Origin of the sequence: Flavobacterium ichthyis (genome assembly GCF_009915155.1) — a bacterium.
GTDB lineage: Bacteria > Bacteroidota > Bacteroidia > Flavobacteriales > Flavobacteriaceae > Flavobacterium > Flavobacterium ichthyis.
This window is the reverse complement of the sequence record NZ_JAABLM010000008.1, coordinates 122592-139667: the sequence shown is the minus strand read 5'-3', so window position 1 is coordinate 139667 and position 17076 is coordinate 122592. Positions and strand designations below refer to the sequence as shown.

11 protein-coding genes and 3 tRNA genes are annotated in these 17076 nt (G+C 35.4%); 8 read left to right on the top strand and 6 right to left on the bottom strand.

Annotated elements, in window-relative coordinates; translation table 11 throughout:
- Window positions 1-176: 176 nt before the first annotated feature.
- A complete protein-coding gene (locus GV828_RS08325) occupies window positions 177-818 on the top strand; it encodes a hypothetical protein (protein WP_166537022.1) in 642 nt (213 codons plus the stop codon).
- On the opposite strand, the gene GV828_RS08320 is transcribed toward GV828_RS08325, so the two are convergent.
- Window positions 815-1663 carry an NAD(P)H-hydrate dehydratase gene (locus GV828_RS08320; RefSeq protein WP_166537021.1) on the bottom strand — a complete coding sequence of 283 codons (849 nt, stop codon included), beginning with the start codon at window positions 1661-1663 and terminating at the stop codon, window positions 815-817. The two genes, GV828_RS08325 and GV828_RS08320, sit on opposite strands and share 4 nt — an antisense overlap.
- Before the next feature lie 202 nt (window positions 1664-1865).
- Here GV828_RS08320 and GV828_RS08315 point away from each other — a divergent pair.
- The 5 genes from GV828_RS08315 to GV828_RS08295 all read left to right on the top strand — a co-directional run bounded on the left by GV828_RS08315 (window position 1866) and on the right by GV828_RS08295 (window position 4393).
- Window positions 1866-1949 (top strand) — tRNA-Ser (locus GV828_RS08315).
- Window positions 1950-1956: 7 nt separating this feature from the next.
- A tRNA-Pro gene (locus GV828_RS08310) sits at window positions 1957-2031 on the top strand.
- 14 nt (window positions 2032-2045) lie between these two features.
- Window positions 2046-2119, top strand: a tRNA-Arg gene (locus GV828_RS08305).
- 236 nt (window positions 2120-2355) lie between these two features.
- Window positions 2356-3534, top strand: a complete 1179-nt coding sequence (locus tag GV828_RS08300) for an acetyl-CoA C-acyltransferase (protein WP_166537020.1) — start codon at window positions 2356-2358, stop codon at window positions 3532-3534.
- Window positions 3535-3631: 97 nt separating this feature from the next.
- Window positions 3632-4393, top strand: coding sequence for a C40 family peptidase (locus GV828_RS08295; RefSeq protein WP_166537019.1), 762 nt, complete (start codon window positions 3632-3634; stop codon window positions 4391-4393).
- A gap of 61 nt (window positions 4394-4454) precedes the next feature.
- Here GV828_RS08295 and GV828_RS08290 read toward each other — a convergent pair whose 3' ends face one another.
- Complete coding sequence (locus GV828_RS08290) at window positions 4455-5723, bottom strand: tetratricopeptide repeat protein (RefSeq protein WP_166537018.1); 1269 nt, start codon at window positions 5721-5723, stop codon at window positions 4455-4457.
- Between the two features lie 18 nt (window positions 5724-5741).
- On the bottom strand, window positions 5742-8306 hold the full coding sequence (gyrA, locus tag GV828_RS08285; RefSeq protein WP_166537017.1) for a DNA gyrase subunit A: 2565 nt from the start codon (window positions 8304-8306) through the stop codon (window positions 5742-5744).
- Window positions 8307-8559: 253 nt separating this feature from the next.
- Between gyrA and GV828_RS08280 the strand changes: the two genes are divergently transcribed.
- Complete coding sequence (locus tag GV828_RS08280; RefSeq protein ID WP_166537016.1) at window positions 8560-11106, top strand: ATP-dependent Clp protease ATP-binding subunit; 2547 nt, start codon at window positions 8560-8562, stop codon at window positions 11104-11106.
- Window positions 11107-11306: 200 nt separating this feature from the next.
- Window positions 11307-12677, top strand: a complete 1371-nt coding sequence (gene rimK / locus GV828_RS08275; RefSeq protein ID WP_166537015.1) for a 30S ribosomal protein S6--L-glutamate ligase — start codon at window positions 11307-11309, stop codon at window positions 12675-12677.
- A 312-nt stretch (window positions 12678-12989) separates the two neighbouring features.
- On the opposite strand, the gene GV828_RS08270 is transcribed toward rimK, so the two are convergent.
- The 3 genes from GV828_RS08270 to GV828_RS08260 form a co-directional block, all read right to left on the bottom strand.
- Entirely contained in the window at window positions 12990-13853 is an 864-nt protein-coding gene (locus tag GV828_RS08270; RefSeq protein ID WP_166537014.1) for a GIY-YIG nuclease family protein, read from the bottom strand.
- An 11-nt stretch (window positions 13854-13864) separates the two neighbouring features.
- Window positions 13865-15373: a histidine ammonia-lyase gene (hutH, locus tag GV828_RS08265; protein ID WP_166537013.1), complete on the bottom strand. Its 1509-nt coding sequence runs from the start codon at window positions 15371-15373 to the stop codon at window positions 13865-13867.
- 94 nt (window positions 15374-15467) lie between these two features.
- Window positions 15468-17000 carry a DEAD/DEAH box helicase gene (locus GV828_RS08260; protein ID WP_166537012.1) on the bottom strand — a complete coding sequence of 511 codons (1533 nt, stop codon included), beginning with the start codon at window positions 16998-17000 and terminating at the stop codon, window positions 15468-15470.
- Window positions 17001-17076 lie beyond the last annotated feature (76 nt).

Below are 17076 nucleotides of genomic sequence, written 5' to 3'. Positions count from 1 at the left end.
AAATTTTTTTTATAATGGTTATTCTAAAACCTAAATTACAACTTTTAATGGAACGATAACTAATGACAAATGCTAAAATTATTACAAAATGACCACCATAGTGGTTGAAAAGCGTTTAAAAAAATGTACTTTGGCAACAAATTTGAAGTGTGTTTTAAAGACTTTTATTGAGGCAGATGAAAAAAATATACCTTTTATTTCTATTAATTAGCTTTCGTGGCTTTTCGCAACTGGATCGGAATAATTCTATTTCTATTCCGGCAACGCAAGGTCCAGTTCAAACTGCTATACCAGAGGTCAAAACTCCAAACACCTCAATTTTTGATACTGATAAAACTCCAAAATCTGACCGATGGCAAATAGGTGGCGAAAAAGGAATAATTTTTGGCGATCCAGGTGAAAGCTTTGCTGATCCAGGTGAAAAGTATTTAAAAAAAATGCAGAAATCCATCGATGGCCCAGACAACCAACCTGCTATGAAAGGAAATCAGTTTTTTGGTGAGTTCCGAAGTAATGGCGCTTTTGTAAACCTGAAATTTCGAGATCACGGTTACCCTGATGGTGATAAAATTAAAATTTCTGTTAATGAAAAAGTAGTTATCGCATCTATTACGTTGGATGTGAATTTTGGCGTGATGGACTTACCATTGGAAAAAGGATTTAATAAAATTGATTTTGAAGCCTTGAATCAAGGATTGTATGGTCCAAATACAGCAGAATTTCACGTGTTTGACGATAAAGGAAAGTTAGTTGCCGCAGATAGGTGGAATCTTGCTACTGGATTTAAGGCAACAGTAATTATAATCAAAGAAGATTAATTTTCCTTTAAAAAAAGAAACGCTTTTCCTAAAAAACTAGCAATATCAGATGCCGTAAAAGCTTCTTTCGAAGTATTTTCCCATACCAAATCTGCAGTTAATCCGTGTAGATAAACGCCCAATTGTGTTGCTGCCAAAGGTTCATAACCCTGTGCTATTAATCCAGTAATAATTCCCGTAAGAGAATCGCCACTTCCTGCTGTCGCCAAAGCTTCGTTCCCCGAAGTGTTTTCAAAAATTTTATTCTCATAATAAATTAGTGTAGGACTCCCCTTTTCAACTACAATTAATTGATAATCATGAGAAATTTGTTGAATTTTGACTATCTTTTCATCATCAGATTTCCAAGTTCCTAATAAACGTTGTAATTCTTTTTTATGAGGTGTAATGACTGAATTTTTAGGCAAAAACTTAAGCAAATTTTTATTTTTTGATATTAAGTTAATCGCATCTGCATCAATTACTAATGGATTTTTATTTTTCTGTAAAAAATGTTCTAATGCTATTGCGGTTACGTGTGAAGTTCCTAACCCTACTCCAATCGCTATAGCATTTGGTTCAAATTGAATGTCAATGTTACTAATGACTGTTTCGTTTTCGTCGGCAGTTACCATAGCTTCCGGAAAAGAAATTTGCAAAATATCAACACCACATTTTGGAATAAAGGCAGTAATTAATCCACAACCTGACTTCAGCGCCGCTTTTGATGCCAATACTACAGAACCTATTTTGCCATAACTTCCGCCAATAATTAAAGCGTGACCTTGAATTCCTTTATGAGTTTTCTTAGATGCTGGTTTATAAATTTGTCTCGCAAATAATTTATCAATCTCAATTGTTGACATAGTTTTCTTATAAATTTATAAAATTTACTTCAAATTTAAAACCTAAAAAAAATGCTATGATTCTTACCACGTTGATTTTTAACAGTTTCTGAAAAAAATAAAATATTAATTAAAAAAACAAGACTAATTGTTTGGTAAATTGTAAGTGTTAAGCTAAATTTGCAACCGCAAAAAAGGGTAAAACTTTTTTAAATTTTACTGAGGAGAGGTGCCGGAGTGGTAACGGAGCAGATTGCTAATCTGTCGACGGGTAACCGTCGCCAGGGTTCGAGTCCCTGTCTCTCCGCTTTTTTCGGGGTGTAGCGTAGCCCGGTCATCGCGCCTGGTTTGGGACCAGGAGGTCGCAGGTTCGAATCCTGCCACCCCGACTAAAAATTTTTTGGGTCGCATAGCTCAGCTGGATAGAGCACCTGCCTTCTAAGCAGGCGGTCGAAGGTTCGAATCCTTCTGCGATCACACAACAAAGCCACTGATTTCAGTGGCTTTTGTGTTTTTACTACCCCCTTACTCTATTTTCGTAGGATGCCGCAAATATTTTATGAACACGTAAGTTCGCTTTTAAATTTCGATTTGACATTTATTCTTCTTAAACTTTGAAAATACTTCCTTATGGCAATGATCTTTCAAAAAATTGCATATTATTCCAACAATAAATATTAAATTCGCAACATAACAAACAACAATATTTTAGAATGACAAAAAAGATAGTTATAGTTGCCGCAGCAAGAACACCAATTGGAAGTTTTTTAGGCGGTTTATCAACCGTTTCGGCTCCACAATTAGGAGGAATTGCAATTAAAGGTGCTTTAGAGAAAATAAATTTAGACCCTAAATTGGTCGATGAAGTTTTTATGGGAAATGTGGTACAGGCTGGCATTGGCCAAGCTCCCGCAAGACAAGCAGCTCTTGCCGCCGGTTTGCCAGAAAGTGTGATTACCACTACTGTTAACAAAGTTTGCGCTTCAGGGATGAAATCAGTGATGATGGCAGCTCAAGCAATTGCCAGTGGGGATATCGAAATTGCGGTTGCTGGAGGAATGGAAAATATGAGTCAAATTCCACACTATGTTCATTTGAGAAATGGTTATAAATTTGGTCCTGCTAACATGATTGATGGTTTGCAAAAAGATGGTTTGACAGATGCTTACGACAACAATGCCATGGGAGTTTGTGCCGATTTATGTGCTACAGAATATAGAATTTCGCGTGAGGAACAAGATCAATTTGCTATTCAATCTTACGAGCGTTCTGCAAAAGCTTGGCAAGAAGGAAAATTTGATAACGAGGTCGTTCCGGTTGCGGTTCCACAAAGAAAAGGTGATCCAGTCATGGTTACCAAAGACGAAGAATTTACTAACGTAAAACTTGATAAAATACCGTCATTAAATCCTGTTTTTACAAAAGAAGGAACTGTAACGGCAGCAAATGCTTCGACTATAAATGATGGTGCTGGAGCGGTAATTTTGATGTCGGAAGAAAAGGCAAAAGCGTTAAACTTGAAACCTTTGGCTTATATAAAAAGTTTTGCTGATGCAGAACAGGAACCAAAATGGTTTACAACTGCACCTGCGAAAGCCTTGCCAAAAGCTCTGGACAAAGCAAATATTGCGATAGCTGATGTTGATTTTTTTGAATTTAATGAAGCTTTTTCTGTAGTAGGGATTGCCAATACAAAAATTTTAGGAATTGATGCAAACAAAGTAAATGTTAATGGAGGTGCCGTTTCTCTCGGTCATCCGCTTGGATGTTCTGGTGTGAGAATTATCATCACTCTAATTAACGTATTGGAACAAAATAAAGGAAAAATTGGGGCTGCTGCCATTTGTAATGGTGGTGGTGGTGCTTCTGCCATCGTAATTGAACGCGCATAAATTCTTAATAAAAAAAATAAAAATGACGGATTTTGGGTTTAATTGATTTTGTATCTTTAAACCTGAAATTCATCATTTATCTATAGAAAATATCCAGATGTTCGGAATCTGTAATTTAGCCATAATTCCTTTACGAGCCGAGGCAAGCGACCGAAGCGAAATTGTATCTCAAGTGCTTTTTGGTGAGCATTTTACCATTTTGGAAAAAAATAACCAATGGTCGAAAATTAAACTTCAATTTGATGGTTACGAGGGATGGGTTGATGAAAAACAATACCAGATTATTTCTAAAAATGATTTTGAAAGTCTCAATAGTCAAGAAGTTATTTTAAACGCTGACTTGATAGAATATATTACTTCGCCTGATAATTTGCTGATGCCAATTCCGTTGGGAGCTTCCGTTTCATTTTTGCAAAATAGTGAGATTAATAAAAATGGTTTAGATTTCGAAGGGACAAAAATTTCTGGGCAAAAACCAAAATCAAATCTTATCAATACTGCATTTATGTATTTGAATGCACCGTATTTGTGGGGAGGCAAAACGCCTTTTGGGATTGATTGTTCGGGTTTAACCCAAATGGTCTATAAATTAAATGGTTACCAATTATTGAGAGATGCTTCTGAACAAGCTACACAAGGAGAACCGTTGAGTTTTATTGAGGAGTGTGAACCTGGAGATTTGGCTTTTTTTGATAATGAAGAAGGAAAAATCATTCATGTAGGAATTATTATGGACGACAATTATATTCTTCATGCCAGTGGAAAAGTGAGAATTGACCGATTAGATCATTTAGGAATTTACAATGCTGAAACAAACAGGCATACACATCGATTGAGAGTTATCAAAAAGATAATTTAAATAAAATACAAAAAAAATTCCCGATGATTATTCGGGAATTTTTTTCTTTTCAATGAACCTTTTACAATCCTGACTTTGCTTTTAACGCTTTTGCTTCACTAGTCATTTCTAAATAGTTGTAAACATTGATTAATGTTCTAGCAACATCTTCATTTTTTGGGTCAAGCTCGTTGGCTTTCTTTAGATACGGAATTGTACTTTCAAAAATAGTCTGACGTTTCGCTTTTAATTCGTCATAACGTTTATTTTCTTTTGGAGTATTACCCAATTTATTCATTTCTTCTACAATATCATTGTCGCTCGACAATTTCATTACCGAGAGATTAAGATAAGCATTTACATAATTAGGATCAAGTGATATTGCTTTTTTGTAGTATTCTTCGGCTTTAGCATATTCTTTTGCATCAGCAGCAATTACGCCTAAGTTAAAATAAATATTAGGATCAGATGGGTTTTTTGCAATAACTTCGTCCATGATTCTTTTATATGAAGCCATATCTTTAGATTGTAAATAAAGGTTAGCTTCAGTGGTTAAAAGAGAAAAATCGTCTGGATTAGCTGCTCTAGCCTCTACAATTGCTTTTTTCGCTTCTTCATTTTTACCTTGCGAAGAATAGATTAAAGCGATGTTTTTGTAGATTTCGCCTCGTTTAGAAGGTTCTTTAATTGTTTTAGGATTTTCGTGGGTTCCTAATTTTACTGCTTTATCTCTTTCTGCTAATGATGCGAAATTTTCATCTTCACCTGAAAGCTTACTTGTTGCGCTGTAAAAAGTTCCTTCGCCTGAGTAATTTAATTCTTTGAGTTTATTATAATAATTTAAGGCTGTATCGTAATCTTGTCCATTTACGGCACTTCCGGCAGCATAATATAAGTAGAGCGGTTGTGATTCGTCTAACAAATAAACATTGTACAATTTCTCGGCAGATGCTTTATAGTTTTTTACTTGATTGTCTTTAATGGAGGCATTGATTAATTCTCCTTTCAAGCGGTCCACTTTTTCTTGAGCCTCTTTAGTATATTTATTTTTTTTGGACGCTTTTTCAATAGCGATAGATTCTTGAAATGCTTTTGCGGCAGCAACAAGGTCATTCCCGCCGGTTTTCATTCCTATATCCATCAAAGCGTTTCCTTTTAAGAAATAAAATTGTGCTTTCATAGAATCATCTGCTCCAGAAATTTTGGACTCTGCTTGATCTAAACTTGCTTTTGCTTCGGCAGCATTACCATTTTTCAATGATTTTTCTGCGGCTTTTATTTCGTCTTTTTGTGCCAAAACCGTTCCCGAAAAGAGAAATGCAGAGGCTAAAACTACATATTTAATTTTCATAGGTTTAATTTTTATTGTTTATTCTTCGGTGTTATCATCTATTTCTTCTGTATTTCCTTCAACAATGTCTTCGGAAATTTCAGGGTTAGAGATCGAATCCACATGTAATACTTCTTCTCCGTCCGGAGTTTCTTCGATTACATTGTCTTCACGAATTACTTTAGTAACTGCTGCGATAGAATCGTTTCCTTTAATATTAATCAAGCGAACGCCTTGTGTGGCGCGACCCATAACTCTTAAATCAGAAACTTCCATTCTAATGGTAAGTCCTGATTTATTGATGATCATCAAGTCATCCGCATCAGTAACGCTATTGATTGAGATTAAGTCTCCAGTTTTATCAGTGATATTAAGAGTTTTTACACCTTTACCGCCACGATTGGTGATTCTGTAATCTTCTAATGATGAGCGTTTTCCATAACCATTTTCTGACACTACTAAAATTTCGCTTTCCATATCATTTACAGAAACCATGCCAATTACTTCATCTTTTTCGTCACGTAGTGTGATTCCTCGTACTCCTGAAGCACTTCTGCCCATTGGGCGTGTCTTGCTTTCTTCGAATCGAACTAGTTTTCCAGATTTTACTGCTATTAGAATTTGGCTTTCTCCTGTAGTTAATTTTGCTTCTAATAATTCGTCATCTTCTTTAATAGTAATCGCAGCAATACCATTAACTCTTGGGCGAGAATATTGTTCTAACAAAGTTTTTTTAACTTGCCCTTGTTTGGTAGCCATAATCACGTAGTGAGAATTAACGTATTCTTGATTTTTCAAATCTTGTGTACAGATGAACGCTTTTACTTTGTCATCTGGTTCAATATTAATCAAGTTTTGAATGGCTCTACCTTTTGAAGTTTTCGATCCTTCCGGAATTTCGTAAACACGCATCCAGAAACATTTACCTTTTTGGGTAAAGAACATCATGTATTGATGGTTTGTTGCCACAAAAAGATGTTCTAAGAAATCTTGATCACGTGTTGCCACGCCTTTTTGTCCAACTCCTCCTCTATTCTGTGTTTTATATTCCGAAAGATTAGTTCTTTTAATATAACCAGCATGCGAAATGGTAATCACCACGTTTTCGTCTGCAATTAAATCTTCGATACTTACATCGCCACCCGCATATTCAATTTGCGAACGACGGTTATCACCATATTTATCTTTGATTTCAGTTAATTCTTCTTTAATCAAATTCATTCTCAATTCTTTGCTTGCCAATAATTCTTTCAAATGATTAATCAATTTCATGATTTCTTCATATTCAGCACGCAATTTATCTTGTTCAAGACCTGTTAATTGTCTCAAACGCATTTCAACAATTGCTTTTGCCTGAATTTCAGAAAGTTTGAATCGTTCGATTAATTTTTCTTTGGCTTGATCAGTATTGCTGGAAGATCTTATTAATTGGATAACTTCGTCAATATTATCTGAAGCAATGATTAATCCTTCTAAAATATGAGCACGTTCTTCGGCTTTGCGCAATTCATATTGGGCTCTTCGCGTAACAACATCATGACGGTGTTCTACAAAATAATGAATCAATTCTTTTAGATTCAACAATTGTGGACGTCCGTTTACTAACGCAATATTATTTACACTAAACGAAGATTGAAGTTGTGTATATTTATAAAGAGTATTCAAGACTACATTTGGAACTGCTTCTCTTTTTAAGATATAAACAATTCGCATTCCATTTCTATCGGACTCGTCACGGATATTTGAAATCCCTTCAATTTTTTTCTCATTAACCAAGTCTGCCGTTTTTTTAATCATTTCGGCTTTATTAACTTGATACGGAATTTCGGTTACAATGATGCAATCTCTACCGTCAACTTCTTCAAAGTTCACTTTGGCACGCATTACAATTCTACCACGTCCAGTTTTAAATGCTTCGCGAACACCTTCATATCCGTAAATAATTCCTCCCGTTGGAAAATCTGGTGCTTTCACGTGCGACATTAACTCATCAATTTCAATTTCGTTATTGTCAATGTAAGCTAAAGTACCGTCAATTACTTCGGTTAAATTGTGTGGCGCCATATTTGTAGCCATACCAACTGCAATACCTGATGCTCCATTGATTAACAATGCTGGAACTTTTGTAGGCATTACCTTTGGCTCTTGCAAAGTATCGTCAAAATTCAACTGAAAATCTACAGTTTCTTTGTCGATGTCTGCCATAATTTCTTCAGAAATTTTTTGCATTCTGGCTTCGGTATAACGCATTGCTGCCGGACTGTCACCATCAATTGATCCAAAATTTCCTTGTCCGTCCACTAATAAATAGCGCAAGCTCCATTCTTGAGCCATACGTACCATTGCATCATAAACCGAACTATCTCCATGAGGGTGATATTTTCCTAAAACTTCCCCTACGATTCTCGCAGACTTTTTGTGAGCTCTGTTAGAAAAAACTCCTAATTCATACATACCAAAAAGCACTCTTCGATGAACAGGTTTTAATCCATCGCGTACATCTGGAAGCGCTCGAGAAACAATAACCGACATCGAATAATCGATGTAAGATGATTTCATTTCCTCTTCAATATTAATAGGAATCAATTTTTCTCCTTCAGCCATAAGTATTTACATTAAAAATTATAATTGTTTCAAAACGTGCCAATATACAGCTTTTTAAATTTTTTACATATTTTTTTTAACAGTAATTTTTTAGACTTATTAACAAAAAAAATCTATATTGTGGTTAATAAATAGAACGTTTGAAAATTTTTATTTTAAAAAAAATGTTGTCAATTAGCTGTCAGTAGTTTTGTATGGGTATAGTTTTTGCGTATCTAATATTAAACTTGACATTTTAACTAGCTTATTTTATATGGATGATAATTTTTCACCGAGAGTAAAAGATGTAATTACTTACAGTAAAGAAGAGGCTTTACGATTAGGCCACGACTTTATTGGAACAGAACATCTTATGCTGGGAATTTTAAGAGATGGAAACGGGAAAGCAATTATTATACTTAACAATTTATCTGTTGATTTAGAACATTTAAGAAAAAAAGTTGAGTCATTAAGTACTGCAATTCCTAATACTGCAACAGGGAATGATAAAAAAAATTTACATCTTACCCGTCAAGCAGAACGCGCTTTAAAAACAACTTATTTAGAGGCAAAAGTTTTTCAAAGTCCCTCAATTAGTACCGCACATTTATTACTTTGCATTTTAAGAAACGAGAACGATCCCACAACCAAGTTGATGAATAAACTAAAAATAGATTATGATTCGGCTAAAGAACAATACATTAATATGATACCAAACAGCGAAGAAGATTTCATGAATGACTTGCCCAAAAATGAATCGTATAATGACGATTCAGGACAAGATGACAGTTTAAAAGAAGGTAATTTCAACACACCTGCAAATAAGTCAAATAAAAAATCGAAAACTCCGGTTTTGGATAACTTCGGAAGAGATTTGACAGAAATGGCCGAAGAAGGGAAATTAGATCCAGTTGTAGGACGTGAAAAAGAAATTGAGCGTGTTTCACAAATTTTAAGCCGAAGAAAAAAGAACAATCCATTGTTAATTGGAGAGCCAGGTGTTGGTAAATCTGCTATTGCCGAAGGTTTAGCTTTGAGAATTATCCAGAAAAAAGTATCCCGAATTTTATTCAACAAACGTGTGGTAACGCTTGATCTAGCGAGTTTGGTTGCCGGAACAAAATACCGTGGACAGTTTGAAGAACGGATGAAAGCCGTGATGAATGAGCTTGAAAAAAATGATGACATCATCCTTTTTATTGATGAAATTCATACCATCGTTGGAGCGGGTGGCGCAACCGGTTCGCTTGATGCTTCTAACATGTTCAAACCGGCTTTGGCAAGAGGTGAAATTCAATGCATTGGTGCGACAACCTTAGACGAATACCGTCAATATATTGAAAAAGATGGCGCTTTGGAAAGAAGGTTCCAAAAAGTGGTAGTCGAGCCTACTTCAGTTGAAGAAACTATCACAATTTTAAATAACATCAAAAATAAATACGAAGACCATCATAATGTTATTTATTCTCCAGAAGCTATTGAAGCTTGCGTGAAATTAACGGACAGATATATGTCGGAAAGATTTCTTCCGGACAAGGCGATTGATGCTTTAGATGAAGCAGGTTCTCGTGTTCATATAACTAATATTGATGTTCCAAAACAAATTTTAGACCTCGAACGCCAATTAGATGAAGTTCGCGAGTTGAAAAATACGGTAGTCAAAAAACAAAAATATGAAGAAGCTGCAAGACTTCGAGATGACGAAAAGCGTATCGAAAAAGACCTAGCAATTGCGCAAGAACAGTGGGAAGAAGATTCTAAAAATAACCGTATTCAAGTAACAGAAGATAACGTGGCCGATGTGGTTTCTATGATGTCTGGAATTCCGGTAAATAGAATCGCACAAACTGAAAGTAATAAATTAGCTAAGTTACCTGAACTAATTGAAAATAAAGTAATTGGACAAAAAGAAGCAGTTTTAAAAATCGCTCGATCCATTCAAAGAAATCGTGCTGGTTTAAAAGATCCGAATCGTCCAATCGGTTCATTTATTTTCTTAGGTCAAACTGGGGTTGGAAAAACCCAATTAGCAAAAGTTTTAGCCCGTGAATTATTCGATTCTGAAGATGCTTTAATCCGAATTGACATGAGCGAATACATGGAAAAATTTGCCATTTCACGTTTAGTTGGTGCACCTCCAGGATACGTTGGTTATGAAGAAGGCGGCCAATTAACTGAAAAAGTTCGCAGAAAACCATATTGTGTGGTTCTTTTAGACGAAATCGAAAAAGCCCATCCAGATGTTTTCAATATGATGTTACAAGTTTTAGACGATGGTTTCCTGACGGATAGTTTAGGAAGAAAAATTGATTTTAAAAATACCATCATCATCATGACTTCCAATGTGGGAGCCCGTCAATTGAAGGATTTTGGACAAGGAGTTGGTTTCGGGACTGCCGCTAAAACAGCACAATCTGACGAACATGCCAAAAGTGTGATTGAAAATGCTTTGAAGAAAACTTTTGCTCCTGAATTTTTGAACAGAATTGACGATGTAATTGTCTTCAACGCATTGGAAAAAGCAGATATTGATTTGATTATCGAAATCGAATTGAAAAAATTATATGCCAGAATTTCGGAATTAGGCTACAATTTAGAATTATCTGAAAAAGCAAAAGCATTTATTGCGGATAAAGGTTTCGACAAACAATTTGGCGCTAGACCTTTGAAGAGAGCCATTCAAAAATATGTTGAAGACGCTCTAGCAGAAGAAATCATTACTTCTAAAATTCATTCAGGCGATTTAATTTTTATGGATTTAGAAGACAATGCACAAGAGCTTACGGTAGCAATTAAAAAAGCTGAAAAACCGACGAATTAATTTTGGTAAGCACTTAAATTTTTAAGCCACAGATTAAAGTTTTTAGAATTTTTGTTGAAAAAAATAAACATAAATTCTACTAGAAATCTTTAATCTTTGGCTTTTATAATTTTGATAAACGATATAATATTTATATAAAATTAATTTCTGATTCTAAAATAAGTATTACTTTAGATTTTTGTTACAACTTAATATTTATCATGTCTCAAAACAAAGTTATCCTCGGAAGTGAAGAATGGTGTTCATTTCCACAATTAGGAATCCCCACCATAAAAGCCAGAGTCGATTCTGGGGCGAAAACCTCTGCGCTTCACGCTTTAAACATTTCTCCTTTTACCAAAGATGGACAAAATTGGGTAAAATTTGATATTAATCCCATCCAAAATAACCATCGAACCATCATCCATTGCGAAGCACCGTTAATTGATAAAAGGATCGTGAAAAGTTCAAGCGGTTTTCGCGAACAACGTTACGTTATTAAAACAAATTTAGAATTTGGCGATAATCAATGGCCAATAGAAATGACGTTAACTAACCGAGATTCTATGGGATTTCGAATGCTTTTGGGCCGTGAAGCCATGAGTGGACGCGTTTTGGTAGATCCTGAACAAAAATATTTGTTAGGACAACCGTCAGCGGAAATGTTAGGTGAATTGTACAAAAATTCTGACAAAGCAAAACAAGGTTTGAAAATCGGATTATTGGCAAGCAATCCCGAATTATACTCTAACCGAAGAATCATGGAAGCCGGAGAAATGCGAGGACACGAAATGCATTTTTTAAATATCAAAGAATGTTACATGAAACTCGATGCTACCACGCCAGAAATCCGTTATCGAGGTGGAAAAATATTAAGTGATTTTGATGCCGTAATTCCAAGAATTCGCCCGAGTATCACGTTTTATGGTTGTGCTTTGACGAGACAATTTGAAGCCATGAAAGTTTTTTGCTTAAATTCTGCTTCAGCTATTACACAATCGAGAGATAAATTATATTCATTGCAACTACTTCTAAATCACGGAGTTGATATACCCACTACCGGATTTGCCAATTCACCTTTAGATACTGACGATTTGATAAAAATGGTTGGCGGTTCGCCGTTAATCGTAAAATTATTAGAAGGCACACAAGGAAAAGGCGTTGTTATGGCCGAAACCAAAAAAGCGGCGGAATCCGTAATCAATGCTTTTAAAAGTCTGAACGCCAATATATTAGTTCAGGAATTTATCAAAGAAGCCAACGGGAAAGACATCCGTTGTTTTGTCATCGACGGCAAAGTGGTGGCCGCAATCCAGCGTGAAGCCTTGCCGGGAGAATTTCGCGCCAACATTCACCTTGGCGGAACCGCTTCCATCATCAAGCCCACTCCTGAAGAAAAAAAGATTGCCATCAAAGCTGCAAAAGCAATGAATCTCAAGGTTGCCGGAGTTGACATTATCCGCTCCAGCAAAGGTCCACTCCTACTCGAGGTCAATTCCTCGCCAGGTTTGGAAGGTATCGAAGGCGCGACCAATAAAGACATTGCAGGCGAAATGATTCGCGCGATTGAGAAAAATTTCAAGTGGAAATAAATTTTCGCAAATTCAAATAAAAAAAGTTGGTTTAAAAGCCAACTTTTTTGTTTTTAGTATAATTTTTTGGGCGTGTCCTTTTGTGCCCAAAAACATTTGGCTTAAAATAAACATTTTCCAAGGGCACAAAAGGTCGGGCTTTCCGCTGTATCTTTTCAGCAATTGCCCCGGATTGGCATCCGTGCAATTCCTAAAAAGGATGCCGCTTCAATCCCTCACGCGTCAGTGTTAAGATGAAAATTTTTTTTTTCAACACCTTACCTATTTTACAGATTATTCTCCTGACAGAATTTTGAAAGCTGTTAGGTTTTTTTATTCGAGTAGTAAAATTTCTGGAGATTCGAACTGTTTTAAGGTTGTTCCATTAGCCAACTTCCATTCAGTCAAACCATTTGCATTCCTTCCCATTACAGTTGCTGCCGCAAGAGAAGGACTTGTAAAAATATAATCTTGAGAAAATTCATAATATTCGGCGAATTCAACAAGAACATTTTTTTCAATCAATTTTGACCGTAAGGCTATAAAAGACCTTGAAAAAGATGGAACAATATTTTTTGAAGCCTTTGATCCTTTGAATACGAGAAATCCATCTGAGTTTGTTTCGCCACTTGCATTTGCGCCACGAGCTGCATTTATGTAAAAAATATTCGACTGCATTTCAGATTTAACTTCACGCTTGTCCTCTAGAAGTTTGTGTCCTAAAGTGCTTACCAACATCCTGATATTATCAATAAACTCTTCCATTTCTGCCCTATCTGATTCCGAAATAGAAGACAGTGTAGGGATATTGCTATTTTCTAATTTATAACGATCTGACTTGATTATAATATCGTGAAGTCTATTTTCTAAATATTTTATGTGAGCTTTGTTGAGATTTTCATCCTTGCTAACAAATACAATCGCCTCATTCCAAAAATCTTTTTGAGAAAGATGTTGATTCAATCTATTTAATACATTTTCAGCTTCGCCAATATACACCAAATCACCTCCATCAGAATCTTTACCTAACAAAAAATAAATTCCTGTATTGAATATATCTGGTCTATCTTTGCAATCTTTAATTTTATTTCGTGGTATCTTATAAGCTTTTCCTGTCCAATTCGAAAGTTCACAGGTAAGCCTTCCATTTGGATCGCCGTCAATTAAAAAAATCTTAATTGTTTTTCCGAAATTCATTTTTATTAAAATTAATTCAACGTTTCATCATCAATCTGAAAACTTTTCAAAAAAGAAATTGTGTTTTCAATGTCATAATGTAAAATTCTGTCTTCGTTTACAAGTGGGACTTCTTTGCGGTATGCTTTGAGGAACATTTCGATAAAATCACTTGATTTTAAAGGGTCTCGGAAATGAATGGCTTGTGAAGCGTTCATCAATTCTATCGCTAGAATTCTTTCTAAATTGTCAATAATCCGTAAAGTTTTGGTGGCGCCATTTGCCCCCATACTTACGTGATCTTCTTGCCCATTACTCGAAACAATGCTGTCCACACTTGCGGGAGTTGCCAGTTGTTTGTTTTGGCTCACGATGCTTGCCGCGGTATATTGCGGAATCATAAAACCAGAATTTAATCCTGGATTGTCCACCAAAAACGCAGGCAAACCACGAAGTCCGGAAATGAGTTGATAGGTTCTTCTTTCGGAAATATTTCCTAATTCTGCTAGCGCAATTCCAAGGAAATCTAAAGCCAAAGCCAAGGGTTGTCCGTGGAAATTTCCACCCGAAATAATTTGGTCTGTTTCGATAAAAACGTTTGGATTATCAGTAACCGAATTAATTTCTGTCTTAAATACTTTTTTTACATAATCTATCGTATCTTTCGAAGCGCCATGCACTTGCGGAATGCAACGAAACGAATACGGATCTTGAACGTGTTGTTTTTTTCTTGAAATAATTTCGCTTCCTTCTAAAAATTCAGTAATGCGTTTTGCAGTGACGATTTGACCTTTGTGCGGCCGAATAAAATGAATTAACTCGTTAAACGGGTCAATTCTTCCATCAAAGGCTTCAAGGGAAATAGCCCCAATTAAATCTGCCAGATACGAATATTTCGTAGCTTTTATTAAGAGATAACTTCCATAAGCACTCATGAATTGTGTTCCGTTCAATAATGCTAAACCTTCTTTTGACTTTAATTGAATAGGGTTCCAGCTAAATTGTTTTAGAACTTGTGACGCATCTTGCTTTTTGCCATTATAAAAAACTTTGCCTAAACCAATCAATGGTAATGACAAATGAGCCAATGGCGCCAAATCTCCAGAAGCTCCAAGAGATCCTTGTTCATAAACAATTGGGAAAATTTCGTGGTTGTAAAAGTCTACCAATCGCTCCACGGTTTCGAGTTGCACTCCTGAATATCCGTAACTCAACGATTGAATTTTGAGCAAAAGCATGATTTTTACGATGTCTTTTGGCACTTCATCTCCAGTTCCGCAAGCGTGTGACATTACTAAGTTTTCCTGTAACTTGGTCAGATTTTCGTTGGTTATTTTAATGTTGTAAAGTGAGCCGAATCCTGTATTGATTCCGTAAATTGGGTCTTCGTGGCTTTCCATTTTTTTATCGAGAAAATCGCGACACTTCTGGATGTTAACCTTGGCTTCTTCAGAAAGTTCGAGCTTTTTTCCTTGTGAAATAATTTGGTCCAAAATTTCAATCGAAAGAATTTCGGAACTAATATAATGTATGTTCTCCATTGGGTTTGTTTTATTGGAAGTTCAAAATTCCGATAATCGATGTAAATAAACAACTTTTTGCCGAGTAGGTTTTTAAGCTGTTGATAAAATATCGTTAATCTTCATTCATAATTTTTTCGCGGTATTTTTTTCCAATCAACAATAAAAGACGGGTTTTATAATCTTCCGTAAGCCATTCGCGGTAATTTTTACTGCTTTTACTCAAATAAACGGTGAAATGTTTTACCCTACTTTCTATGTCTTCTTGTAGTTCTTTTGACAATTGTTTAGCTTCTTGCAAAGTTTCGGTATTGTCCACACACATTCTGGCGTGTTGATCTAATGATTTTTCTAACACTACTTTTGCACGTTCATTATTGGCAATTGCTTTTTTATGTTCGGCTTCCATATCAAAATCAATATCAGGTGTTTTGGCAAATTTCTGCCGAAGTTCTGGTGGCATTTCATATTTAAAATGTAACTCAATTTCGGCATCACTTCGTAAATTTTCCAAATAAAATTCGGGCGAACGAAAAATATGTTGCCAATCAATAGGATCGCTCCAAAGCCCAAAACGTGCGGCATTGTTCCCTAAATCGATAACGGTAAATGTTTTCTTGTTAGGTAAACGACGTGAACCACGGCCAATCATTTGAAAATAAAGCGTTAACGATTTTGTAGCACGATTTAAAATGATACATTCTACCGTTGGTTCGTCAAAACCGGTTGTCAAAATTCCAACGGACGTAAGAATAGCATTTGGCGTATTTTTAAACCAGGTCAAAATATCTTTTCTATCTTCTGCAGGTGTAGTGTTATCAAGGTGTCGGATGTCAAAACCTGCTTGTTTAAAAGTTTCATAAACGTATAGCGAAGTGTTGATTCCGTTATTGAAGATGAGGGTTTTTTTGCCCAAACATTTTTCATTGTACGAATACAATAATTTTTCTTGCATCATGGCGTTCATATACAACTCATCAGAAGATTTCACTGTATAATCACCATTAATTCCTACTTTTAGAGAACCCAAGCCAACATCGTAGCTGTACGTTTCGGCTTTTGCCAAATATCCATTATTTATCAGTTCTTTTATCGGTTCGCCTACAATTAGTTCATTGTAATTTTGATGCATGGGCAACTTCACATTAGAACTTAAAGGAGTGGCGGTTACGCCTAAAATGAAAGAATTTTTAAAGGACGAAAGTAGTTTTCGGAAAGAATTATAATGGGCTTCGTCAATAATCACTAAACCAATGTTTTCGATTTCTAATTTCTCGTCGTTTAAGCGATTTTTGAGCGTTTCTACCATTGCCACAAAACAAGAATATTCGCTTTGATCAGGTAAATCTTTGATAATACTGTTGATGATTTTATTTTTGACACCAAAACCACTCAACATCTTAGAAGTTTGTTTGCAAAGTTCGATTCTGTGGGTTAAAACGAGTACTTTTTTATTATATTCCTGCAAATAACGTCGCGCAATTTCAGAAAAAATTACTGTTTTGCCGCCACCTGTGGGAAGTTGGTATAACAAATGATAGTTATTTGGCGAGTGGTATATTTTATCAAAAATAGAATTAATATCTTTTTTTTGATAGTGATAAAGCTCTTTTTTGTGTGTATTTTCTGATGCGATGGTTTGCGACATTGAAGTTTGGAATAATTTGCAAAAGTAGGGACTAAAAAGCGTTTTGTCGAACGATTTAGCATTTTTATGATTTTTA

Excerpts from the sequence above, each read along its gene's own strand:
- GV828_RS08295 (WP_166537019.1), top strand. The coding sequence starts at position 3,632 with ATGTTCGGAATCTGTAATTTAGCCATAATTCCTTTACGAGCCGAGGCA.
- hutH (WP_166537013.1), bottom strand. The coding sequence starts at position 15,373 with ATGGAGAACATACATTATATTAGTTCCGAAATTCTTTCGATTGAAATT.
- GV828_RS08320 (WP_166537021.1), bottom strand. The coding sequence starts at position 1,663 with ATGTCAACAATTGAGATTGATAAATTATTTGCGAGACAAATTTATAAA.
- rimK (WP_166537015.1), top strand. The coding sequence starts at position 11,307 with ATGTCTCAAAACAAAGTTATCCTCGGAAGTGAAGAATGGTGTTCATTT.
- GV828_RS08270 (WP_166537014.1), bottom strand. The coding sequence starts at position 13,853 with ATGAATTTCGGAAAAACAATTAAGATTTTTTTAATTGACGGCGATCCA.
- gyrA (WP_166537017.1), bottom strand. The coding sequence starts at position 8,306 with ATGGCTGAAGGAGAAAAATTGATTCCTATTAATATTGAAGAGGAAATG.
- GV828_RS08300 (WP_166537020.1), top strand. The coding sequence starts at position 2,356 with ATGACAAAAAAGATAGTTATAGTTGCCGCAGCAAGAACACCAATTGGA.
- GV828_RS08325 (WP_166537022.1), top strand. The coding sequence starts at position 177 with ATGAAAAAAATATACCTTTTATTTCTATTAATTAGCTTTCGTGGCTTT.
- GV828_RS08260 (WP_166537012.1), bottom strand. The coding sequence starts at position 17,000 with ATGTCGCAAACCATCGCATCAGAAAATACACACAAAAAAGAGCTTTAT.
- GV828_RS08280 (WP_166537016.1), top strand. The coding sequence starts at position 8,560 with ATGGATGATAATTTTTCACCGAGAGTAAAAGATGTAATTACTTACAGT.
- GV828_RS08290 (WP_166537018.1), bottom strand. The coding sequence starts at position 5,723 with ATGAAAATTAAATATGTAGTTTTAGCCTCTGCATTTCTCTTTTCGGGA.